Genomic DNA, 23,426 nt, shown 5'->3' on the forward strand with positions numbered 1-23,426 from the left:
GGCTGATATCGAAGAACAGAAAAAAGAAATCATCGGACAACTTGAAAAAGGTCAAGTTCTTGAAGGTACTGTTAAAAACATCACTTCTTACGGAGTGTTTATCGACCTTGGAGGTGTGGATGGACTTATCCATATCACAGACCTGTCTTGGTCACGTATCAACCATCCAAATGAAGTGGTAGAACTAGATCAGAAACTCAATGTTGTTATCCTTGATTTTGATGATAATAAATCAAGAATCCAATTAGGACTTAAACAATTACAGAAACATCCTTGGGAAGCACTTGGAGAAGAAGTAAAAGTTGGTGATAAGGTTAAAGGAAAAGTAGTAGTTATCGCTGATTACGGTGCATTTATTGAAGTGGCCGAAGGTGTTGAAGGTCTAATCCACGTTTCTGAAATGTCATGGTCAACACACTTGAGATCTGCACAAGATTTTGTAAACGTTGGGGATGAGGTTGAGGCAGTGATCCTTACATTGGATCGCGAGGAGCGTAAAATGTCTCTAGGTATCAAACAATTGACACCAGATCCATGGACGGATATTACCGCTAAATACCCAGTTGGATCTAAACACACTGGAATTGTACGTAACTTTACTAATTTCGGAGTGTTTGTAGAACTTGAGGAAGGTATTGACGGGTTAATCTATATCTCTGATCTTTCTTGGACTAAGAAAATCAAACATCCTTCTGAATTTGTAAACGTAGGTGATAAATTAGAGGTTGAGGTTCTAGAACTTGATGTTGATGGACGTAAACTAAGCCTAGGTCACAAACAAACTACAGAAAATCCTTGGGATAAGTACGAGAGTGAATTTGGTGAAGGTACCGTTCATACAGCAGAAATTTCTGAGATTGTCGATAAAGGAGCTACTATTGAATTCAACGAAGATATCGTAGCATTCGTTCCTTCTAGACACTTAGAGAAAGAAGATGGTAAAAAACTGAAAAAGGGAGAAACAGCTGAATTTAAAGTTATCGAGTTTAACAAAGAATTCAAAAGAGTTGTCGCTTCTCATACAGCTATCTTTAAAGAAGAAGAAGAGAAAAATGTTAAAGCTGCAGCAAAACGTAGCACCCAAGCGGAAAAAACTACCCTTGGAGATGCCAATGCAGAGCTTCAAGCATTAAAAGATAAAATGGAAGGAAAAGCGTAATTGACACTTTTTCAAAAAATTTATATCTAGACCCTCCCTTGCGGAGGGTCTTTTCATTTAAAAAATCCACTCGTTTGAACCTCGAATTTACCTAAGTGGTAAAAATGCCTTTTAAGGCAGACAACTGTGATCTATTGTGGGCCAGGTAAACAGTTTTTGTGTAAATTGCCTGTAGTGTAACTAAATAATAAAACAACCATGAGAAAAATCATTTTTTGTGCTTTTATGTTCCTTTGTGGGCTTCAGATACAAGCACAAGTTAAAACGCCACATCCCAGCCCTGGAGCAACTATTGAGCAAACTGTTGGACTTACTGAGGTTACAATTAAGTATTCTCGACCCTCGCTTCGTAATAGAGCTATTTTTGGGGAACTCGTGCCTTATGACAAAATATGGAGAACTGGTGCTAATGAGAATACCATAATCTCCTTTAGTGACGATGTTATCATCGACGGACAAACCTTGCCAAGAGGTCAATATTCTTTATATACCAAACCAGGGAAAAACAACTGGGACGTTTACTTTTATACCACTACAAACAATTGGGGTAATCCTGCACAATGGGATGAATCTAATATAGCTGTATCGCTTCAAGTCACGCCATTAACTCTTCCTTTTAAAATAGAAACATTTACCCTTTCATTGGACAACCTTAGTAATAGCGGTGCTGTGTTAGGGATTCTATGGGAAAACACCTATATAGGGATCCCTTTTCAGGTACCCACCGATAAAAAAGCAATGGCAAGTATCGAGGATGCCTTTAATGGCCCATCAGCGACAGATTATTTCGAGGCTGCAGTCTATTACTTCGAGCAAGGGAAAGATCTTAAAAAAGCGGCGCAATGGGTGGATAAGGCTATTGCTATGCAAGAGCGACCTGCCTTTTGGATGCTCTATCAGCAATCGCTTATTCAACATGCCAATGGTGATACCAAAAAGGCTATTGCCACCGCAAAGGAGTCTTTAAAAGCCGCAAAGGCCGCAGGAAACCCCGATTATGTCCGTTTAAATCAGCATTCTATCCAAAAATGGGAAACCATGGAATAGTCTTATAGAATACCATAACATAAAACCACCGTTTCAAAGTGAAATCACTTTTGTTGCTGTGGTTTTTTTAATTATAAGCCTCTAGATTTGTTAGTTTTATCGTTTGTAGCCATAACTTGTGCTTTGAAGGTAAGAAAATATTAGCCCTAGTAACTTTCCATTCATCCCAGCTTGCCTTAAGACCTCCTATGGGATTTTTTTTGGTCCACATCTTAAAACTGTTTGGAAAACCATCTTCATTTAATAGCCATAGATAAGTATTCTCTGGCTTTTGTTCACTGTCTAAATAGGTCACCAACAAGCCTTCGCTTCCATCTTCTAATTCGACAAAGTGACGCTGAACATTTGGATCCATGATTTCAAACGGAGCAACCAGCCAAAACGAATCATTTTTAAAATAAGATGTTGCTTTTTCTATTAGCGCCTCTTTGGGATCTGTGTGCATTTTAACACCCCCTATGAACACCTCACTTTTAGCATAGTTGTTTAGATTTAATTGCACTTCAATATCCTCCCACTTTACAACAACGTGACCTTTTAATTTATCCCATTTATAATGATTCTTTTCGTTATAGGTCCATTCGAGGTACCTTACTTTTTTGTAATTGGTATAATTTATCGCTTTGAGCATTTTTTGTGTTAACTCCTCAGCTTTTGAACCTGCTTTGGAGGGTGGAATGGGTTCGTTAAGACTAAAGTAAACCCCGGCGCCTAACAACAGTATCACGAGTGCAGTTACCAACAAAAATTTAAATAATTTATAAAACATAATTGATGTGTTAGTGGTTAAAATCCTACTGCCGTGTCATCGCCTCTATGATCAGCACCGCCTTCTAATTGTCCATTCGGTAAAACATAAATTCCATCGACTTTTCCAATAATACGAGACTGCCCATGTTTTATATGGTATCCTTTATTCTTTAGAGTTTGAATGGTTATAGAATCAAATCCATTAGGTTCCATTAAAATCTCATCAGGTAGCCACTGGTGATGGAACCTAGGGGCATCCACCGCTTGTTGCATCCCCATTTTAAATTCGTATACATTTAACAATGTTTGAGCCACGGAAGTTATAATGGTCGCACCTCCTGGGGTCCCCAAAGTCATGGAGAGGGCACCATTCTTTTCAACGATGGTTGGGGTCATACTACTGAGCATACGTTTCTCAGGGGCTATGCTATTGGCCTGACCACCAGTTAAACCAAACATATTTGGTGTTCCAGGCTTGATGCTGAAATCATCCATTTCATTATTGAAGAAAAATCCAAGTTCTTCGCTGTATAGTTTTGATCCATATGCCCCGTTGATGGTCGTAGTGACGGCTATGGCATTACCCATGGGATCCACAATGGAGAAATGAGTAGTCTGATCATGTTCTAGAATTTCGATGGCTCCGTGACCTACATCAGATGAGCTGGTCGCCTTATCAAAAGAAAATGATTCCATACGATTATCTATGTACTCTTGACTCAGGAGCTGTTGTTGTGGCACGTAAATAAAGTCTGGATCGCCTAAAAAGTAAGCTCGATCTGCATAAGCTCTTCTCTCGACTTCAGTCAGTAGTTGGATGTGCTCTATACCATTATGAGAATAATTACCAATGGAGTAAGGTGCAACCATTTTCATAATTTGGGCTAGGGTAATTCCCCCACTACTTGGTGGGCCCATGGAAATGATCTTGAGATCGTTATACTCAAACGTAACGGCATCCCTCCAAACTGCCTGGTATTGCTCCAGATCCTCTAGGCTAATTATCCCATCGTTAATGGTAATAAAGTCTACTATTTTTTGTGCTATTTCACCTTGGTAAAACCCTGCTTTTCCCTTATCTCTTATTTGCTCTAATGTTTTGGCTAAAGCCGTGTATTTAATGGTGTCATTGGCATGGAATTTCTGGGCAAATAAGATGGTATCACCGCTAACTTCAATGATTTTATCTCTGTAATGCTGTAGGGAATTTGCCTGTTTATCTGTAACTACCACTCCTTTTTTAGCTAGATCAATGGCTGGCTGGATAAGGGAACTCATCGGAAGGGTACCAAATTTTTTATGCGCTGCAAACATTCCAGCAACACTGCCAGGCACACCAACGGCAGTAGCTCCTGTAGTACTTTTTCCTTCAATGACATTACCCAAAGAATCGAGGTACATTTGTTTTGTTGCGGCAAGTGGTGCCTTTTCTCTAAAGTCTAATGTACCCGAGGTTCCATCATAAAGGCGGTAGACCATAAAACCCCCACCACCAATGTTGCCTGCAAAAGGAAAACAAACAGCAAGGGCAAACTTAGTGGCAATCATGGCATCAAAAGCATTCCCACCTTTCTTTAAGACCTCAAGACCAATTCGAGATGCCTCCTCTCTAGCCGAGACTACCATGGCATGATCAGCAATAGGACCTGTGGTAATATCCTTTGTCTTACAGGATACGAAAAAAATACATAATAAGATATACAGAGGTGTCTTTTTCATAGAATGTTTCTTCAGGGGAGGCTAGATATCTAGCGGGCTTTTAGTATTTAATTGGGTTAACTTTTGTAATTGAATCGATGAAAAAACTCTTAATTCCTCAAAGAAGGAGATGAATTCAGATTCAAATTCACTGTAATGCTCTTTAAGATCTTCGGTTGCATAATTCATCTTGGATCTGTTTTGTGTTCTACGATTCATCCCATTTAACACCTTGGAAATACCTTCAAGTTTTGCATAGCTCAACAACCAGTTATCTGCTATTAAGTAAGGCATCATACGTTTGACATTCATAGGAAGAATGTGATAATGTTCCCGGAGGAGGTCGTAAAATTCATCAGCATAAACATCCAAGGGTATCTTAGAGTAATCCTGCCAATTTTTGGCTAAAAAGTGATCGTAAAAGATATCGACAATTACTCCGCTGTAATGGCTGTAGTTGGCATGAAGCTTTTTGGTGCTTTTTCGTACCGTTGGATGCGAATCAGTAAAGGTATCTATGGCTCTATGCAATAGTATACCGATTTTGTAATCCTCTGGATAAGCCTCATATTTTTTGCCACGTATACTATCGGCCATAAAATTGCCCACCTTGACTTTGGGATTATCTCCAGATAAGTATATGTGTGCTAAAAAATTCATCCTACGGGTAATTAATATAATATTCCTGGAATCATCAGTAAATGAAATAACATCATTTGATAACCGGTCAGGTATTAAAAGTACTATTTTTTTACTCAACTAAACTGTTCAGCCACCTGCTCTGCTTTTTTACTGTTGCTATAGTTGTAGAATCCTTCACCAGATTTAACACCCAATTTTCCAGCTGTAACCATATTTATCAATAGGGGACAAGGTGCATATTTAGGATTTTTAAATCCATCATAAAGAACATTCATAATATATAAACAGACATCCAATCCGATAAAGTCAGCAAGTTGTAAGGGACCCATCGGGTGAGCCATGCCGAGCTTCATTACAGAATCAATTTCTTTTACTCCAGCGACTCCTTGAAAGAGCGATTCAATGGCCTCGTTTATCATCGGCATTAGAATTCTATTGGCTATAAACCCTGGATAATCATTTACCTCCACAGGAATTTTGGAAATAGATTCACATAGGGACATGATTTGCTTTAAGATCGTATCACTGGTATTATAGCCCTTTATAACCTCTACAAGTGGCATAATTGGAACAGGATTCATAAAATGCATTCCGATAAGGCGACCTGGATTTGATAAAGCGGTGGCGATCTTGGTGATCGAAATGGAGGAGGTGTTGGTGGCTAATATGGCGGTGTCCTTAGAATAGTCATCCAGGGATTTAAAAATTTTTAATTTAAGCGTTAGATTTTCGGTCGCAGCTTCTACTACCAAATCAGCCTTAGCAACGGACTGTTTTAAATCTACTGTAGTTACAATGTTTTCCAAGGTACTGGTTTTAACGTCTTGGGATATTTTTTCTTTGGCTACTAATCTGTCAAGATTAGTCTCTATTGTGGTTATGGCCTTATCAAGTGCCTCCCCGGAAATATCGTTTAGAAATACCTTGTAGCCATGTTGGGCAAAAGTGTGTGCAATCCCATTGCCCATAGTTCCAGCTCCAATGACAGTAATGTTTTGAATGTTTTCCATGTCGTTTAGTTTGTGCTTGTGGATTATTTTCCTACAAGTTCAACAACTTTCAGTGCCACTTTCAGCGCAGCTGTACCTTGTTCAAGGCTAACTGGCGGAACAGTGTCATTTTCAATAGCCTCTGCAAATGTTTCCAACTCTTCCAAGATGGCATTGTTCTGTTGAACTTTTGGATTCTCAAAATATATTTGTTTTTTCTCCCCTTCAGCATTTTGAAGAATAAGAGCGTATTGGTCAGGATCCTTTGGAGCACTTTTCATTTTAACAACCTCCACCTTCTTATCAAGAAAATCCACCGCTATATAAGCATCCTTTTGAAAAAATCGTGATTTACGCATGTTCTTTAAGGAGATTCGACTCGCCGTTAAATTAGCTACGCAGCCATTTTCGAATTCAATTCTGGCATTGGCAATATCTGGAGATTGACTAATTACGGAGGTCCCGCTTGCGTGAATTTCTTTAACGGGCGAATTGACCACACTTAATATAGCATCGATATCGTGTATCATTAAGTCGAGTACTACAGGGACATCAGTACCTCTAGGATTAAACTCCGCTAGACGATGGGTCTCGATAAACATTGGGTTGTCAATTTTATCCTTAACCGATAAAAAGGCTGGGTTAAAGCGCTCAACATGTCCCACTTGTCCTTTGACCCCGTGTTGTTTTGCTAATGCAATTAAATGTTCAGCTTCCTCCACGGTATTGGTAATGGGTTTTTCTAAAAATACATGTTTCCCCTTTTTTATGGCCTCTAAGGCACAATTATAATGTGAGAGTGTAGGGGTCACAATGTCTACCACATCCACTGCATCAATAAGTTCTTCGATAGTGTCGAAGTATCGATAGCCAAATTCAGCAACAATCTTCTTAGCTGTTTTTTTATCTGGATCATAAAATCCTACGAGTGTATATTTATCGGATTGATTGATTAGTTTTAGATGAATTTTCCCAAGGTGACCAGCACCTAGAACTCCTGCTTTAAGCATATAAGTATGTTTTTTAACAAAAATAAGATTATTGAAGCACTCTTTCAACCTTAATTTTTAAAAGACTGAAATCTAAGGAATTATTTTCACTCTTTACTTATTCGAAAAACATTCAATAGCGCAACATATTGGGAACCAGCCACCAGAACAATACGCGAAATATCGTCACTACTTTTTTACATTGAAATTGTCTAGCTTTGTAGAAAACTAATCCATCATAATATTCTAGAAGTGTTGAAAGATACCTATCGACATCAGGGCATGCGTAAAAAATTAGCTGAAATCGTTGAACAAAAAGGTGTTTCAGATAAGAGGGTTCTCAATGCCATAAGAAAAATACCCCGTCATTTATTTATGGAAAGCGGTTTTGAGCAGCATGCATATCAGGATAAAGCCTTCCCAATTGGAGCGAACCAAACCATATCTCAGCCCTTTACTGTGGCCTTTCAAAGCGAATTATTAGCGGTGAAAAAGGGCAGTAAAATACTTGAAATTGGTACTGGGAGTGGTTATCAAACAGCCGTTTTACTTGAATTAGGAGCCCAGGTTTATACCATTGAAAGACAGAAAGAACTTTTTAAAAAGACCAACTTGTTTCTCCCTAAGCTAGGTTATAAACCAAAACAAATGATCTTTGGAGATGGGTATAAAGGATTGGTTTCCCAAGCACCTTTTGACGGTATTATTGTAACTGCGGGAGCCCCTTTTGTTCCTAAACCTCTTTTGGCACAACTTAAAGTAGGGGGAAGACTTGTGATCCCGGTAGGAGAGCAGGTGCAGGTTATGACTTTATACACTCGAAAATCACCTAAAGAGTTTGAGAAATTCGAATATGGTGAATTTCGATTTGTACCCATGTTAGAGGACAAAAATTAAGCAATCTTACCATTTAACTGATTTAATTAAAAATTCGTAGTTGAAACAAATATAGCCTATAGGTTTACGTTATATTTGTCTACCATTACTTTAAGGTAAGGTGCCATGACTTATATAAAATCAACATAATATATTTTAACTGTTTTATTATATGACACTTATAAAATCAATTTCTGGAATAAGAGGAACTATTGGAGGTAAAACTTCGGACAACTTAACACCTTTAGATACAGTGAGGTTTGCTGCTGCATATGGTAGTTGGCTTAAATTACACTCGTCTAAGGAGAAGTTAAAAGTGGTTGTAGGTCGTGATGCACGGCTCTCTGGCGAAATGATTGAAAAGTTGGTCGTATCAACCTTGGTGGGTCTTGGAATAGATGTCATAAACTTGGGATTGTCTACCACACCAACGGTAGAGATCGCAGTGCCATTAGAGAAGGCAGATGGTGGAATTATTTTAACAGCAAGTCATAATCCAAAACAATGGAATGCGCTTAAATTACTCAATCATAAAGGGGAGTTTATAAATGGGGAAGAAGGGCTGAAGATATTAGAAATTTCAGAACTAGAAGATTTTAATTTTGCAGAAGTGGATGATTTAGGAAAGGTTACCTTGAATGACTCCTATATGGATATTCATATTGATCAGGTCTTGAATTTACCCCTTGTGAATGTAGATCAAATTAAGGCCGCAAATTTTAAGGTGGTTGTAGACGGTGTTAATTCAAGTGGAGGCGTGATTATACCGAAGCTTCTAAAAGAACTTGGCGTAACGGTTATTGAATTATACTGTGAACCTACGGGTGATTTTCCACACAATCCCGAACCATTAAAAGAACACCTAACGGATATCTGCAAACTTGTTGTAGAGAAGCAGGCTGATATGGGTATAGTAGTGGATCCAGATGTAGATCGTTTAGCTTTTATCACCAATGAAGGAGAAATGTTTGGTGAGGAATACACCTTGGTAGCCTGTGCAGATTTTGTGTTAGGGAAATCAATAGGAAATACCGTTTCAAATCTCTCTTCATCAAGAGCTTTAAGAGATATTACCCTAAAACACGGTGGACATTATCAAGCCTCCGCAGTAGGAGAGGTTAATGTCGTTTCCCTGATGAAAAAAACGCAAGCCATCATAGGAGGTGAGGGGAATGGAGGGATTATCTACCCTGAGAGCCATTACGGAAGGGATTCTCTTGTAGGAATCGCATTGTTTTTAACTCATTTGGCAGAAAAACAACTAACAGTTAAGGAGCTTCGAGACTCTTATCCTTCCTATTTTATGAGTAAAAAGAAAATTGAATTAACACCAGAATTGGATGTCGATAAAATCCTTGATAGTGTGGTTAAGGCCTATAGCCATGAGGAGATTACTACTATTGATGGGGTGAAAATTGATTTTGATACAAGTTGGGTTCACCTTAGAAAATCCAATACCGAACCCATTATTCGCATTTATACCGAGGCAACCACACAGCAAAAGGCAGATGATTTAGCTGATAAATTTATCGCTGAATTAAAAGCGATAGCACTTGTTTAATAGGGATTTACCTTTTTTTAGGTGCCTTGTCTTTATGCTTAAATCTGTTATGAGTCCAGAGGTAATACTCTGGCTTATTTCTGATCTCACGCTCAAGATATTCCCAATAAATATCGGTTATCTGGTAATCAGGGTATTTTGCTGAATTTGATGCAATGTCAATAATAGTGGTTTCATAATACCCTCTTTTTACCTTTTCGACGCAAAAGAATACCACCGCCATATCAAATTTTTTTGCTAAAGTCTCCGCTGCTGTAAAAACAGGTACCTTTACCCCAAAAAATTCTCTCCAATAGTCCGAATGGACTAATTGAGGCGATTGATCGTTTACGAACCCATATATTGATAAGCGATTCTCCCGATGATTTTTAAGAACTTTTCTTGCTGTTTGATATCTCGAGATCAATTCACCTCCGTTTTTCTTCCTTATTCTTTTAATAAGTCGATCAAAGTATTTATTAGATAGTGGTGAATATATACCAAATCCTTCGTGTTTAATGTGGTTTGCAAGAGATAGTACCCACTCATAATTGCCGTAATGCCCACAGAGCAACACGACACTTTTATTTTGTTCAGCATATTTATCTAAGACCTCCACATTGTGAAAAACAGCGTGTCGTTCCATCTCCTCATGGCTCATGGATAAGGACTTGATCATTTCTAAAAAAAGATCGCACATGTGCCGATAGAATTTTTTGCGAATGGTCAATAATTCTTGGTGACTTTTTTCGGGAAAACAAAGGGTTAGATTCTTAAGGACTAATTTTTTCCTATAACCTACCACATGAAAAAAGATGATATATAAAAAGTCCGAAACCTTATATAATAAAATAAAGGGTAATTTGGAAATAACCCAAAGTATTGGATAAGTTAACAAATAAACTAGTAGCTGCATGCAGTATCAATTTTGGCAAATGTACATAAAAATTAACAGTAGTCTTTTTTGACTAAATTCACCCTGTAGAACTTTTTAAAAATTACTTATCAGTATGTTTCTTGTAGTGTTAAGGGCTGAAAAACCCTTTATAGGTTTGCGTTTAATTGCGCTAGTTTGGTAGTGGGGAAACATATTGAAAATTAGAAGATGGTGGTACTTTTAAGAAGCAATTCTGAGAATTTGGACACCACGAGGATAATATAAAAATGGAATACCATATATTTGAACTAGAAAACTTTTAAAGCGAACTATGAATATAGATATTGTTACCATTGTGGTTATTCTAGCCAATGTTATGGCCTCCTACAAAGGGTTTAATGATCCCAACTTTTTTGATCGTTATAAGTTTCATATTGGTGCTATAAAAGCAGGAGAGAAAATTAGAATTTTAACTTCGGGATTTCTACACGTTGATATGACGCACCTGTTGTTTAATATGTTAACACTCTATTTTTTTGCACCTATTGTGGTGGTTTATTTTGGCAGTGTTAAGTTCTTAATTGTTTATCTAGTTAGTCTTGTAGCAGGAAATGTTCTTTCGATGATTTTCCATAAAAATGAATACCAATATAGTGCTGTAGGAGCTAGTGGAGCTGTTACTGGTATTTTATACGCAGCAATTCTTTTACAACCCGATATGCGTCTTGGATTCTTTTTTATTCCTATCCCGGTTCCGGCCTATATTTTTGGAATAGGTTACCTGTTGTATTCCATTTATGGAATGCGCAATAGGGTAGGGAATATTGGACATACTGCGCACTTTGGCGGTGCCATTGGTGGATACCTGGTCACCCTGTTGTTTTTCCCTTCTCTGATATGGATACAACCACTGATGGTCGGCCTGTTGGCCCTTCCGATAGTAATTTTATTTATTCTTGAAAAATCAAAAAAATTATAGTTTGGCACTAGGTTTGTTAAAGAACTATTGAACCAATAAAGTAAACAATGATGAAAAAAGCAATTTTAGTATTAACTGTATTATTTACAACTATGAGCCTAACAGCACAAGAAACATCACCATACATCTCAGTAAGTGGAGAAGGTATTGTTAAAGTTACTCCAGATCAAGTATTTATTAAAGTAAGAGTAGAGAATCAGGGTAAATCAGCTCAAGAGGTAAAAGAATTAAACGACAAGGCCATCGATAAGGTACTTAAGTATGTCAAATCCATGGGGGTCGATCAAAAGGATGTCAATACAGAATATATCAACTTAAACAAAAACTACGATTACCAAACAAAAGAATACAATTATGTAGCCAATCAGTCGATCGCTATCCTATTAAAAGATTTGGAAAAGTATACTGATTTTACACAAGGGCTATTAAATGCTGGAATAAATAGAATCGACGGGGTAGAATTCAGATCTACTGAGATCGAGAAACACAAAACAGAAGCCCGTATTGCAGCCGTAAAAGATGCGAAAAAGAAAGCAGAGGAGCTCGCTTCTGCTCTAGGAATGAACGTTGGAAAAGCCCTCTATATTAATGAATCAGGAGGGGTGAGTGCACCACAACCCGTTTACAGAATGGAAATGGCTAAAGCAAGTTTTAGTGATTCCAGCAATATGGAAACCATTGCTGTTGGTGAAATGGCTATTAAAGCCTCTGTTTCTATTCGATTCGAACTGAAATAATACGCTATTATCCGCACTCAAAGTAAAGATTTTTTATTGGGCTATCCCCTTGGGTAGCCCTTTTTATTTTAGATTGCTTGAAGCCAACAATCTATCTTTGAACTTTATTAAAACGTGTGATGTAAATCCTCAGAGTACAAAGGTTATCCATTGTTCTATCATTCATTTTATTGAATTTAAAAAGTTACCATGCGTATTAGAAACAGTAGAGGTATGAAAGAATTTCGGACAAGCGTTTGTTTATAGTTTTTATCTAAGGCTTAGTAGAGTAGTGCTCATTGAATGCAATACATCGAACCAAAAGTAAAATGCTCAGGCAATTTTCTAAAAATTGCCTGAGCATTTGTCTTGAGCATAAAAGTATGCTTGTAATATACTATTGTATTTTTTATCTCCCTAAGGAAGAAGAGTTGAAATTTTATTATAAAGCTCCTCTCCACGAAGATCTTTAGCAATAATCCTTCCTTCTGCATCTAAGATATAAGTTGCAGGAATGGACTTAATATTATACAATTTTGCGATAGGATCTTGCCAAAACTTTAAGTTTGACATATGATGCCATGGCAATTGATCCTCCTCTATAGCTTTAACCCAATCTTCTGCCTTTCTATCCAAAGAAACACCTACAACACTTAAACCTTTCTCATGGAAATCGTTGTATAGTTTCACCAAATTAGGGTTTTCAACTCTACAGGGCTTACACCATGCCGCCCAAAAATCAACAATGGTAACTTTACCCAGTGACGATTTTAAAGAGATGGTATCTCCTTCAGGGGTTGGCGCCGAAAAATCAGGAGCAACAGAACCAATGGCAAGTTTTTTAATTCCTTCAAATTGTTTGGTTAAAGCTTTTCCGATCTCATTGTTTTTTAAATCCTCAGACAATGCTTCGAAAAGTTCTGCTGCTTTGTCAGCGTGAGGGCTACTGGCCATCTGCTGAAGAACCATTAAAGAAATGTACGAATCAGGATTGTTCTTTACAAAATTTTGTTCGTATGCTCTGGCCTCTTCTTGAACTTCTTTAAATGTCTCGGTCAAGGTGTTTAATGTAACTGTATCACCTTTTTGTTGAGCTTCCATCCCTTGTTGTTGGATGCTTGCCATTTTATCTCGAATACTCATAGTACCTTCAATAAAGGAAGCGAAGTCATCATTTGATGGAGTTCCAACAACCTTCGAAGTATTTAAACTATCAATATGAGCGGTAACTGTAATGGTACCCTGTTCAAGGATCAATGGAAGTATTCCGCGGTTCCCCTCAAAAAGCAGGTAATGTAATTGGGGACTATTTGCAGTTCCACTGAACTCAACCGTACCATTTTTAATTTCTAAAGTATCTATCACGCTAGGAGGCATTCCTGTTTGTGGCTTTTGTAAATACACTAGTTTCCCATCTTCTACACCGTCCGCATTTACTGTTACCTTGTAGGTATTTTCAGCTACTGTTTCGCAAGCTACCAAACCTAAAAGTAAGACAATAATTAATCCAATTTTTTTCATTCAGTTATATTTATTTGATTTTTGCTGATTACAAAGTTAAAATTTCAGTTCTATTCCAAAAGAGAATTAACAAATAAAAGCCTTGAAACTATTTTTTCAAGGCCTTTACATATAATTTCTATTGAGATTTTTAGAACTGATAACGAATACCTAAACCGATATCGAATCCTAAATCGTCATCGAAGTCGTTGAATCCTAATTCTGGTCTAAAATCCAGAGAGAGTAATAGTGGAATATTAAAATTGTATTCAATTCCCACATCTCCAGCCAAGAATAAAAACGTACCACTATGATCATGATTATGGTCATTGAACCAAGCTTCGTCCCCGTCGTAGCTTCCAAATCCACCACCAGCACCCGCGTACCAATTAAATCCGCCCTCTATTGGAAAAACCCATTGATAAAGTCCAGTTAATTTAAAGGCGTCAAAATGATCTTCATCTCTCCAACCAAGATCAAATTCAAGACGATTACTGGACGAAATGGCTCTTTGATACGATATTTCTGCCCCAAATCCATTACCGTCCCCAAGACGTAATCCTAATGCATTTGTTGAAATTTCCTGTGCAACACTCGCCGAAGTAAATCCAATAACTAAAACGCTAAATAATAGTAGCTTTTTCATAAATTTGGTTTTTTGTTTGACATATATACGATACAATATTAACCAAAAGTTTATGTTCTATTGTTAAAAAATTCTAAACGAATGTTAAAGGCCTTATCCTCAATTATAAAGGGGGAGTTACTCATAGATGATCTACATCGTGCTATATATGCCACCGATGCTTCAGTGTATCGGCAACTCCCTTTAGGGGTTTGCTACCCTAAGGATGTAGAGGATATCACTCAGATTGTTACCTTTTGTCATCAAAATACGATCCCTATTATACCAAGGACGGCTGGAACCTCCCTTGCCGGGCAGTGTGTTGGAGAAGGGCTGGTGGTGGATGTCTCTAAATACATGACCAATATTTTAGAATTAGATAAAGAGAACCATCGCGTAAGTGTGGAGCCTGGTGTTATTCGAGATGAATTAAATATGTTTCTAAAGCCACATGGACTTTTTTTTGGACCCAACACCTCTACATCAAATCGATGCATGATTGGTGGGATGGTTGGAAATAATTCCAGTGGGACTACTTCCATAAAATACGGTGTCACTCGGGATAAGATTGTGGAGATTCATGGAATTTTAAGTGATGGATCCAATGTGGTCTTTAAGGAATTATCCCCTGAGGATTTTGATAAAAAATTGTCTTTAAAAACTCTTGAAGGCGAGATTTATCGTTCCATTTATACCGAACTCTCCAAAGAAGGTGTTGCCTTGCAAATTCGCAATAATTTTCCCAAACCAGAGATCCACAGAAGAAATACAGGCTATGCCATTGATGAATTACTGAAATTTCAACCTTTCAATCGACAAGGAGAAAAGTTTAATTTAAGTAAGTTGATTGCCGGTAGTGAAGGCACCTTAGTTTTTATGACCAAATTGGTACTTGAGCTCGATCCCCTTATGCCTGAACAAGGGGTCATGATTGCCGCGCACTTTAAAAGTGTAGCAGATTGTTGCAATACAGTTCACAAAGTGATGCAACATGATTTGTTTACCTGTGAGATGATGGACAAGGTGATTTTAGATTGTACCAAAAACAACAAATCTCAATTACCGAATCGATTTTTTATAGACGGAGACCCTGAGGCTATTCTCATGTTAGAATTAAGGTCCAATGATAGGGAGCAGCTCAATGACAAGCGGGACCGTTTAATAGCGGATCTAGACCAGAGTTTAAGTTATGCCCATCCTAGTTTATATGGTAGTGAAATTGATCAGGCTCTTGAACTCAGAAAGGCAGGACTTGGACTACTAGGAAATATTGTCGGGGATAAAAAAGCGGTAGCATGTATCGAGGATACTGCGGTTACCATTGAGGACTTAAGTGCCTACATCGAAGCGTTTTCCACTATTATGAAAAAATACGATCAGCGGGCGGTATATTACGCTCATGCTGGTGCAGGGGAACTCCACTTACGTCCAATTTTAGATTTGAAGAAATCAGAAGATGTAAAGTTATTTCGTCAAATAACCACCGATGTGGCCTATTTGGTTAAAGAATATGGTGGTTCCTTCAGTGGAGAACATGGTGACGGCAGGGTACGTGCGGAGTTTATAAAACTCATGATTGGAGAGGCTAATTATAACATCCTAAAACGCATTAAAAACACCTTTGATCCTAAAGGGATTTTAAATCCTGGTAAGATTATAGATGTGGCCCCAATGGATACCAATCTGAGATACGAGCCAGATCGAATAGTGCCCGAGGTTAATACCCTTTTGGATTTTTCTGATTCTCTAGGCATTTTAAGGGCTGCAGAAAAATGTAATGGTAGTGGGGATTGTCGTAAAACTCATCATTCAAGCGGGGCAATGTGTCCAAGTTATCATGCTACAAAAAATGAAAAGGATACCACTAGGGCACGTGCCAATGCACTTCGGGAATATTTAACGCATTCTGAAAAGCCTAATAAATTTGATCAAAAAGAGCTCAAAGAGGTCTTTGATCTTTGCGTTAGCTGTAAGGCCTGTAGTAGTGAATGCCCAAGCAATGTAGATGTGGCTACCTTAAAAACAGAGTTTTTATACCAGTATTACAAGAGTAATGCTCCTTCTTTAAGGGATCGGGCATTTGCCTATAACTCCCAGCTTAATCGATTAGGAAGTGTTCTTCCATGGGTTACCAATAGTAAAATCATGGGGAGTATATTGAAAAAGATCCTAAACATAGCTAGTAAACGAAAATTACCTGAGGTACAGCGTTTTAATTTTACTTCTTATCTGCAAAAGTCTCTTGATCAAAGGCAATCCCCACCAAATTACTTAAAAGAAGTTGTCTTGTATATTGATGAGTTTACACAATATATGGATGTGGCTATTGGTAAAGATGCGATTGATTTACTTGTAGGATTAGGGTATAGCCCAAAATTGTATTTTGGAGAAAGTGGACGTAGTTTTATTTCCAAAGGGTTTTTATCACAGGCTCAAAAATATGCCAATCGAAATGTAGAAGCGCTAAAAGGGTATCTGGAAGAACAACTTCCCATAGTTGGAATCGAACCTTCAGCTATACTGAGCTTTAGGGATGAATATGTAAGGATGGTAAAGGATCAGACCACCGCGAAAAAATTAGCTAATGGAAGTTTTATCCTTGAAGAATTTTTGGCTGATGAAATAAAAAAAGGCATCATTACAGCCGAACAGTTTACACAGGAAAAACGAACTATTAAATATCATGTTCATTGTCATCAAAAATCGCAATCCAATGTCAAGGTGAGTTTTGATATTTTAAATTTACCTATCAATTACAATGTTACACTAATAAACGCTGGTTGCTGTGGTATGGCTGGTTCTTTTGGTTATGAACAGGAACACTATCAAGTGAGTATGCAAATGGGGGAACTTCGGTTATTTCCAGCCATTAGAAAGGCCTCTGATCAAGTTACAATTGTTGCCAATGGTACCAGTTGTAGGCATCAAATAAAAGATGGAACAGGTGTTCAAGCGATTCACCCTATAAGTCTGTTGAGACAGGCCTTGGTATAATTCTTATCGATGAACCCTAGTCAGTCTTGTATTTACAAAAATAGCTTAGTGGAAAGTATTATTAGTCCTCTGTACCTAGATCTTGGCTAATTTTTATAGCGCGGGCGTGTTCATCTTTATGAACGAAAATTTGAACCTGGTCAACAACAGCAGGACCAAAACCAGCTAATCTAGCAGACTCAGTTTCGTTTTTAACAATTGGATTAATTCCAGCCACTTTCAGCTGCTGTTCTAATCGTTTGCTAATGATATTGCTTCCTGTGAAAATTCGGATATAGTCTTGATCTTCCATGATATTTACCTATTAAATTACTATCTAACTATTATAATACTTGCTATTCCATATGGCTGGGTTAAAGTTCTTACCCAAGGCCACTCCATAAAATATCGCAATGGTTCCAATCATTTTAAAAACAAAAAGAAATAGGATCCAAAAATAGACACTATCATCCTCTGGAGTAAAGAGTTCTAATGGTATTAAACTCGCCACTATCCAGCTTAGTGCTAAGACCGTAATAGCTAGATGCAGAAAGCTTTTAAATGGTAAAACCAAATACTTTCGAAGGGGATGCAGATCCTTTCCCCACTTGTGAATCAGGTAGAAATAACCATTGCCCATAGGGGCAAACAATAGGGGATCATCGGCATTTTCCAATTTGAAAAGTTTAGAAGGCGCTACAATTTTAAATCCTTGTAATTTTATCTGATGCTCGTCTTCGATTTTCTTCACCGCTTCAAATACTTGTTTTGGATAGGTTCCCTTGAAGTATTTAGCACTTAAAAAACGTAGGCGATACGAAATACATATGGCTTTGATTTGATCAATGTGATAAATTTTATCACGATCCAATAAGTCAAATTGAAATTCGTTATATCCCTTATTAGAGGACTTCAGTTCTTCTAGAATGTCGGATGGCTGGTTTAAAATCTCATAAACCTCTTTTAGTAATTGCTCCCCGTGATTGTTTTTATCTCTGAAGGTTTTAAGTTTTTCTTCAATGTTAACACGACTCCACATAGACTTCATTACTTTAAATTAAAATAAGAACTCTATCAAATTTAAACAAATTATCCCAGATCAATCCTTGGATGGTGTTAAAGTTAACACTTTAGGACCTTTGGGATAATTCGTTATTCGAAATTCGATGATACCTTTAAAAGCGCTTACTTTTAACGTAATTGCGCGTTAAGCTGCTTTTCAAAACTGCTTTGTAGTTTACGCATGACCTTATCAATTTGTTTGTCGGTTAAGGTTTTACTAGGATCCTGTAAGATGAAACTTACTGCATATGATTTTTTGCCTTCTGGAACCTTGTCTCCTTGGTAAACATCAAATAAATTGACCTCTTTTAAAAGGGATTTTTCGCACTTATATGCAATCTCTGTGATGGTATCAAAATTGATGTTTTGGTCGATCAGCAGGGCCAAATCTCTTCGAACCTCAGGATATTTTGACAACGAAGTGAAATTAATGTCTTGCTGTTTTACAAGTTCAAGGACATTGTCCCAATAAAAATCGGCATAGAGTACCTGTTGTTTGATATCAAAGTGCTTTAAAATCTTTTGATCAACCACACCGAAGGATACAATATTCTCATTAGCGATCCTATAGACTAAACCTTCAGCATAGATAGAAGCCTGCACTTCGCTGGCTTTTGGTATAGGAAGTCCAAGACGCTCTATAATGGAATCAAGAATACCTTTTAAGACAAAGAAGTCACTCTTTTGTTCAGCTACACCCCAGTTTTCACGGTGAAGATTCCCAGTTATTAGTAGGCTCAAATGCTTTTGTTCTTCTCTTTGATCACCATATTGATGATAGGTTTTTCCAAATTCAAAAAGCTTCAAATCGTTACTCTTGCGATTGATATTATGCTCAATGGCTTCTAGTCCACTAAAAAGCATAGACTGTCTCATGACAGAGAGTTCCTTGCTCAGTGGATTTAGCATGTTGATATTGTGTTGCTCTTTCAAATCCTCAGTGAGTGCTACATAGGTAGGAGAGGAGAGCGAATTGGTCATTATCTCATGAAATCCTATTGCAGCCAATTGGTTGGCAATGGAATTCTGAATTTTATAATCCTCAAACTTAGAGGTTGGTGCAACAGACGCGTTTAATTTTTGGGTAAACTCTATGTTGTTGTACCCATAGATGCGCAAAATTTCTTCGATCACATCTACCTCGCGTTGTACATCCACTCTGTAAGAAGGTATTGTCAGTCCAATTCCTGTTTCGGTGACATTGTTAATTTTAATATCAAGGGAACTTAAAATGGATTTAATTGTATCGGTAGAGAGGTTTTGACCGATCAGTGAATTTACCTTTTCGAAGGTTAAGAACACCTGAAAATCTTCAAACTTTTTCGGATAAAAATCTTCTGCATCACTGGAGATAGTTCCGCCGGCAATTTCTTTGATATATAAAGCGGCTCTTAATAGCGCATACCGCGTACTGTTGATGTCAATACCTCTTTCAAAGCGGAAAGAAGCGTCGGTATTTATTCCGTGTCTTTTAGCTGTTTTTCGAACCGACACTGGATTGAAATAAGCACTTTCTAAGAAAACTGCTGTCGTTCTCTCTGTTACTCCAGAATTCATTCCGCCAAGAACCCCCGCAATACATAATGGCTTTTCGCTATCACATATCATGAGGTCTTCTTGATGAAGCTCCCGTTCCACCCCATCAAGAGTGGTGAACTTCTCTCCTGGTACAGCCGTTCGTACTACAACCTTCTTAGAGGCAATCATATTGGCATCAAAGGCATGAAGGGGTTGTCCTAATTCATGAAGTACATAATTGGTGATGTCCACCACATTATTCTTCGGTGTGATGCCAATGGCCTTGAGTCTATTTTGAATCCAAGCTGGAGATTCTTCGACTTTTATTCCAGAGATCGTCACCCCACAATAGCGTGGACATAGTTCTTTATTTTGAACATCCACATCGACTCGAAGTGTTCTATTATCGACATGAAAACTACTTACTGAAGGGGTGATAAATTCTAAATGAATATCATTTTGTATGAGCCCTGCCCTTAAATCACGAGCCACACCATAATGACTCATAGCATCTGCACGGTTAGGGGTAAGCCCAATTTCAAAAACGGTATCGGTTTCAATATCAAACAATTCAGCACATGGGGTTCCTGGTTCAAATGATTGATCTAAGATCATGATGCCGTCATGATTTTTACCTAGACCTAATTCATCCTCAGCGCAAATCATTCCAAATGATTCTTCTCCTCTAATTTTTCCTTTTTTAATAACCCAAGACTCTCCGTTTTCTGTATAAAGGGTAGTTCCAATTGTAGCTACCGGAACCTTTTGGCCTGCTGCTACATTAGGTGCTCCACATACAATCTGAAGAGGTTCTGCTGCCCCGATATCTACCTTAGTGATCTTTAAACGATCTGCATTTGGATGTTGCTCACATGAGAGTACATGACCCACCACAATGCCTTTTAAAGAACCTTTTACCGACTCAAATTCTTCAACTCCTTCTACTTCTAACCCTAAATCAGTTAATAGTGCGGATGTCCTGTCAGCATCCCAATCAAGTTGAATAAATTGTTTTAACCAGTTATATGATATTTTCACCTGTGCTTAATAATTTGAATTCAAGTGCAAATATAGTAATCCACAATGGAAAATAGGAAATATTACTATGTAGAATAACATGGCAAATGCAACATATTTTGTGGCAATTTTAAAGCATGGTAAAGGAAGACTATAAATTCAGCAGGCGCGCGTATAAATTGTATGGGATGAAAATAAGACAGTTAAAAAGTAAAATAATACTGACAATACGTAACTCATAGAAAGGTTAACTGATGTAATTCCATATTTTTTTATCCTTATTTAGAAGAAAGTAGTTGTGACGAATCACTCGGTGTTCTGACATGGCTAATTTAGGATCCTTTTTTAAAATAACACTCGCGTAAAGCCTGGCTTTTTTTAGAATCTCATTATCCTTTACAATGTCCGCTATTTTTAAATTAAGAACGCCGCTTTGCTGGGTTCCCATCAGATCGCCAGGACCTCTGAGTTTTAAATCTACTTCTGCAATTTCAAATCCATCATTGGTGGAAACCATGGTTTGCAGTCGTGTTTTGGAGTCTGAGGAGAGTTTGTGGCCTGTCATTAAGATACAGTAGCTTTGTTCTGCACCACGACCAACGCGTCCTCTTAATTGATGCAGTTGGGAGAGCCCAAAACGCTCGGCACTTTCAATTATCATCACCGAGGCATTGGGTACATTTACCCCAACTTCAATCACAGTAGTGGCAACCATAATCTGGGTTTCTCCTTTGATGAAGCGATCCATTTCATAATCTTTATCCGCAGGCTTCATCTGTCCATGGACAATCGATATCTGGAATTCAGGAGCTGGAAATTCCCTTACTATACTCTCATACCCATCCATGAGATCTTTGTAGTCCAATTTCTCCGATTCCTGAATTAAGGGATACACAATGTAGATTTGTCGACCTTTTTGTATTTCATCTTTTATAAACCGAAATACTTTGAGTCGGTTGCTGTCGTACCGATGCACTGTACTAATAGGTTTTCTACCTGGTGGAAGCTCATCAATAACAGAGATGTCAAGATCGCCATATAAACTCATGGCTAAGGTACGTGGAATTGGCGTTGCTGTCATTACTAAAATATGGGGAGGAGTATGATTTTTACGCCATAGTTTAGCCCGCTGAGCTACACCAAAACGGTGTTGTTCATCCACAATGGCAAGGCCCAAGTTTTTGAAATGTACCTTATCCTCCAAGACAGCATGTGTTCCAATAAGGATATGTAGCGCTCCGCTTTGGAGTTGTTGATGTATTTCTTTTCGAGCTGCTGATTTTGTAGATCCTGTAAGTAAACTTACTACAATATCCATGTCCTTTACTAATTCTACAATGCCATTATAATGTTGAATAGCTAAGATCTCAGTGGGGGCAACCAAGGTTGCTTGAAATCCGTTGTCAATTGCAAGGAGCATACTCATTAACGCAACAATGGTTTTTCCAGATCCTACATCTCCTTGCAAAAGCCTATTCATTTGTGCACCATTTCCCAAGTCATTTCTAATCTCTTTAACCACACGTTTTTGAGCAGTGGTGAGTTCAAAGGGGAGGTAATTGTCGTAGAAGGATTTAAAATGATGACCGACCTTCTCAAATACATAGCCCTTTATCTTAGTTTTACGACTGATGTTTTTGGAGAGCAGTTGAAGTTGTATATAAAACAACTCTTCAAATTTTAATCGGAATTGCGCTCTAGAGAGAAGGCTTTGACTTTGAGGAAAGTGAATATTAAACATGGCTTTGCTTTTGGAGAGCAATTTAAGCTCTTGCGTTATACCCTCAGGTATGGTCTCCAAAAAGCGACCTTTGGTGGCTATAAATAGCTGTTCCATTAACTTTATGATCACGCGATTACTGATCCCTTTTTGAGAAAGTTTTTCGGTGGAGGGATAAATCGCTTGCATAGCCGAACGCATGCTTTTCTCATGCTGTGAGAATAGCTCCATCTCCGGGTGTGCCATGGAGAATCCGTTATACCAATTTACCTTTCCAAAAATCACGTAGGGCTGGTCGCGTTTGGTATTTTCAGCGATCCATTTTTGTCCCCTAAACCAAACTAGCTCCATCGTTCCTGTGTCATCTCGAAAAGTAGCTACGAGTCGTTTGCCTTTTTTTTGCTCTACGGTACGGAAGTGGGTGATATAGCCTATTAATTGGACATCCGCCATGTTTTGTTGCAATTCATTAACCTTGTAATAACGAGTCTTATCAATATAACGATTCGGAAAGAGTTGTATGAGATCTTGATACGTATGAACACCTAATTCTTTGCGCAAAATAGCTGCACGTAAAGGCCCCACTCCCTTTAAATATTCGATAGGTGTTTGTAGTATTTCCAGATTCATGATTACGAAGATAATGGTTCGCTGGAAAGTTTAAAAGTCCTCTTAAAACTAATAATTAACAATTCATCCTTCAAATTCTACAATTCAGTCATTTAAATTTTAAGAAAACCTGATAATGT

At 37.9% G+C, this 23,426-nt stretch carries 19 protein-coding genes; 7 read left to right on the forward strand and 12 right to left on the reverse strand.

Annotated features, from left to right (window positions below; translation table 11 throughout):
- A partial coding sequence (locus VKY50_RS00090; protein WP_324297578.1) for a S1 RNA-binding domain-containing protein occupies positions 1-1,159 on the forward strand: 1,159 nt, incomplete at its 5' end.
- A gap of 198 nt (positions 1,160-1,357) precedes the next feature.
- Positions 1,358-2,206 carry a DUF2911 domain-containing protein gene (locus VKY50_RS00095; protein WP_324297580.1) on the forward strand — a complete coding sequence of 283 codons (849 nt, stop codon included), beginning with the start codon at positions 1,358-1,360 and terminating at the stop codon, positions 2,204-2,206.
- 67 nt (positions 2,207-2,273) lie between these two features.
- On the opposite strand, the gene VKY50_RS00100 is transcribed toward VKY50_RS00095, so the two are convergent.
- From VKY50_RS00100 to VKY50_RS00120, 5 genes are all read right to left on the reverse strand, one after another.
- A complete protein-coding gene (locus VKY50_RS00100; RefSeq protein ID WP_324297586.1) occupies positions 2,274-2,975 on the reverse strand; it encodes a hypothetical protein in 702 nt (233 codons plus the stop codon).
- A 17-nt stretch (positions 2,976-2,992) separates the two neighbouring features.
- Positions 2,993-4,675, reverse strand: coding sequence for a gamma-glutamyltransferase (gene ggt / locus VKY50_RS00105; protein ID WP_324297589.1), 1,683 nt, complete (start codon positions 4,673-4,675; stop codon positions 2,993-2,995).
- 21 nt (positions 4,676-4,696) lie between these two features.
- On the reverse strand, positions 4,697-5,314 hold the full coding sequence (locus VKY50_RS00110; RefSeq protein ID WP_324297591.1) for an acyl carrier protein phosphodiesterase: 618 nt from the start codon (positions 5,312-5,314) through the stop codon (positions 4,697-4,699).
- A 95-nt stretch (positions 5,315-5,409) separates the two neighbouring features.
- Positions 5,410-6,297: a 3-hydroxyacyl-CoA dehydrogenase family protein gene (locus VKY50_RS00115; protein ID WP_324297654.1), complete on the reverse strand. Its 888-nt coding sequence runs from the start codon at positions 6,295-6,297 to the stop codon at positions 5,410-5,412.
- 32 nt (positions 6,298-6,329) lie between these two features.
- Entirely contained in the window at positions 6,330-7,295 is a 966-nt protein-coding gene (locus tag VKY50_RS00120; RefSeq protein ID WP_324297593.1) for a Gfo/Idh/MocA family protein, read from the reverse strand.
- 234 nt (positions 7,296-7,529) lie between these two features.
- Between VKY50_RS00120 and VKY50_RS00125 the strand changes: the two genes are divergently transcribed.
- On the forward strand, positions 7,530-8,171 hold the full coding sequence (locus VKY50_RS00125) for a protein-L-isoaspartate(D-aspartate) O-methyltransferase (protein WP_324297656.1): 642 nt from the start codon (positions 7,530-7,532) through the stop codon (positions 8,169-8,171).
- 151 nt (positions 8,172-8,322) lie between these two features.
- Positions 8,323-9,711 (forward strand): phosphoglucosamine mutase, encoded by a 1,389-nt coding sequence (glmM, locus tag VKY50_RS00130; protein WP_324297595.1) that lies wholly within the window; start codon positions 8,323-8,325, stop codon positions 9,709-9,711.
- A 7-nt stretch (positions 9,712-9,718) separates the two neighbouring features.
- Here glmM and VKY50_RS00135 read toward each other — a convergent pair whose 3' ends face one another.
- Positions 9,719-10,606 carry a lysophospholipid acyltransferase family protein gene (locus VKY50_RS00135; RefSeq protein ID WP_324297597.1) on the reverse strand — a complete coding sequence of 296 codons (888 nt, stop codon included), beginning with the start codon at positions 10,604-10,606 and terminating at the stop codon, positions 9,719-9,721.
- A gap of 292 nt (positions 10,607-10,898) precedes the next feature.
- Here VKY50_RS00135 and VKY50_RS00140 point away from each other — a divergent pair, with 292 nt between their 5' ends.
- Together VKY50_RS00140 and VKY50_RS00145 are read left to right on the forward strand one after the other, a co-directional pair.
- Positions 10,899-11,546, forward strand: a complete 648-nt coding sequence (locus tag VKY50_RS00140; protein WP_324297599.1) for a rhomboid family intramembrane serine protease — start codon at positions 10,899-10,901, stop codon at positions 11,544-11,546.
- A 47-nt stretch (positions 11,547-11,593) separates the two neighbouring features.
- On the forward strand, positions 11,594-12,283 hold the full coding sequence (locus VKY50_RS00145; protein WP_324297602.1) for an SIMPL domain-containing protein: 690 nt from the start codon (positions 11,594-11,596) through the stop codon (positions 12,281-12,283).
- 396 nt (positions 12,284-12,679) lie between these two features.
- On the opposite strand, the gene VKY50_RS00150 is transcribed toward VKY50_RS00145, so the two are convergent.
- Positions 12,680-13,783 (reverse strand): TlpA disulfide reductase family protein, encoded by a 1,104-nt coding sequence (locus VKY50_RS00150; protein ID WP_324297604.1) that lies wholly within the window; start codon positions 13,781-13,783, stop codon positions 12,680-12,682.
- Between the two features lie 130 nt (positions 13,784-13,913).
- Entirely contained in the window at positions 13,914-14,408 is a 495-nt protein-coding gene (locus tag VKY50_RS00155) for a hypothetical protein (protein WP_324297606.1), read from the reverse strand.
- An 81-nt stretch (positions 14,409-14,489) separates the two neighbouring features.
- Between VKY50_RS00155 and VKY50_RS00160 the strand changes: the two genes are divergently transcribed.
- Positions 14,490-17,381, forward strand: coding sequence for an FAD-binding and (Fe-S)-binding domain-containing protein (locus tag VKY50_RS00160; RefSeq protein ID WP_324297607.1), 2,892 nt, complete (start codon positions 14,490-14,492; stop codon positions 17,379-17,381).
- Between the two features lie 61 nt (positions 17,382-17,442).
- Here the strand turns inward: VKY50_RS00160 and VKY50_RS00165 are convergent, their stop codons facing one another.
- The 4 genes from VKY50_RS00165 to recG all read right to left on the reverse strand — a co-directional run bounded on the left by VKY50_RS00165 (position 17,443) and on the right by recG (position 23,307).
- Complete coding sequence (locus VKY50_RS00165; protein ID WP_324297609.1) at positions 17,443-17,673, reverse strand: DUF2007 domain-containing protein; 231 nt, start codon at positions 17,671-17,673, stop codon at positions 17,443-17,445.
- A gap of 24 nt (positions 17,674-17,697) precedes the next feature.
- On the reverse strand, positions 17,698-18,408 hold the full coding sequence (locus tag VKY50_RS00170) for a hypothetical protein (RefSeq protein WP_324297611.1): 711 nt from the start codon (positions 18,406-18,408) through the stop codon (positions 17,698-17,700).
- 143 nt (positions 18,409-18,551) lie between these two features.
- Entirely contained in the window at positions 18,552-20,978 is a 2,427-nt protein-coding gene (pheT, locus tag VKY50_RS00175) for a phenylalanine--tRNA ligase subunit beta (RefSeq protein WP_324297613.1), read from the reverse strand.
- Positions 20,979-21,204: 226 nt separating this feature from the next.
- Entirely contained in the window at positions 21,205-23,307 is a 2,103-nt protein-coding gene (gene recG / locus VKY50_RS00180) for an ATP-dependent DNA helicase RecG (RefSeq protein ID WP_324297615.1), read from the reverse strand.
- Positions 23,308-23,426 lie beyond the last annotated feature (119 nt).

This window comes from Galbibacter sp. (assembly GCF_035306585.1).
Lineage (GTDB): Bacteria > Bacteroidota > Bacteroidia > Flavobacteriales > Flavobacteriaceae > Galbibacter.

Coding starts and splice junctions, on each gene's coding strand:
- VKY50_RS00095 (WP_324297580.1), top strand. CDS start 1,358: ATGAGAAAAATCATTTTTTGTGCTTTTATGTTCCTTTGTGGGCTTCAG.
- VKY50_RS00100 (WP_324297586.1), bottom strand. CDS start 2,975: ATGTTTTATAAATTATTTAAATTTTTGTTGGTAACTGCACTCGTGATA.
- ggt (WP_324297589.1), bottom strand. CDS start 4,675: ATGAAAAAGACACCTCTGTATATCTTATTATGTATTTTTTTCGTATCC.
- VKY50_RS00110 (WP_324297591.1), bottom strand. CDS start 5,314: ATGAATTTTTTAGCACACATATACTTATCTGGAGATAATCCCAAAGTC.
- VKY50_RS00120 (WP_324297593.1), bottom strand. CDS start 7,295: ATGCTTAAAGCAGGAGTTCTAGGTGCTGGTCACCTTGGGAAAATTCAT.
- glmM (WP_324297595.1), top strand. CDS start 8,323: ATGACACTTATAAAATCAATTTCTGGAATAAGAGGAACTATTGGAGGT.
- VKY50_RS00135 (WP_324297597.1), bottom strand. CDS start 10,606: ATGCAGCTACTAGTTTATTTGTTAACTTATCCAATACTTTGGGTTATT.
- VKY50_RS00140 (WP_324297599.1), top strand. CDS start 10,899: ATGAATATAGATATTGTTACCATTGTGGTTATTCTAGCCAATGTTATG.
- VKY50_RS00145 (WP_324297602.1), top strand. CDS start 11,594: ATGATGAAAAAAGCAATTTTAGTATTAACTGTATTATTTACAACTATG.
- VKY50_RS00150 (WP_324297604.1), bottom strand. CDS start 13,783: ATGAAAAAAATTGGATTAATTATTGTCTTACTTTTAGGTTTGGTAGCT.
- VKY50_RS00155 (WP_324297606.1), bottom strand. CDS start 14,408: ATGAAAAAGCTACTATTATTTAGCGTTTTAGTTATTGGATTTACTTCG.
- VKY50_RS00160 (WP_324297607.1), top strand. CDS start 14,490: ATGTTAAAGGCCTTATCCTCAATTATAAAGGGGGAGTTACTCATAGAT.
- VKY50_RS00165 (WP_324297609.1), bottom strand. CDS start 17,673: ATGGAAGATCAAGACTATATCCGAATTTTCACAGGAAGCAATATCATT.
- VKY50_RS00170 (WP_324297611.1), bottom strand. CDS start 18,408: ATGAAGTCTATGTGGAGTCGTGTTAACATTGAAGAAAAACTTAAAACC.
- recG (WP_324297615.1), bottom strand. CDS start 23,307: ATGAATCTGGAAATACTACAAACACCTATCGAATATTTAAAGGGAGTG.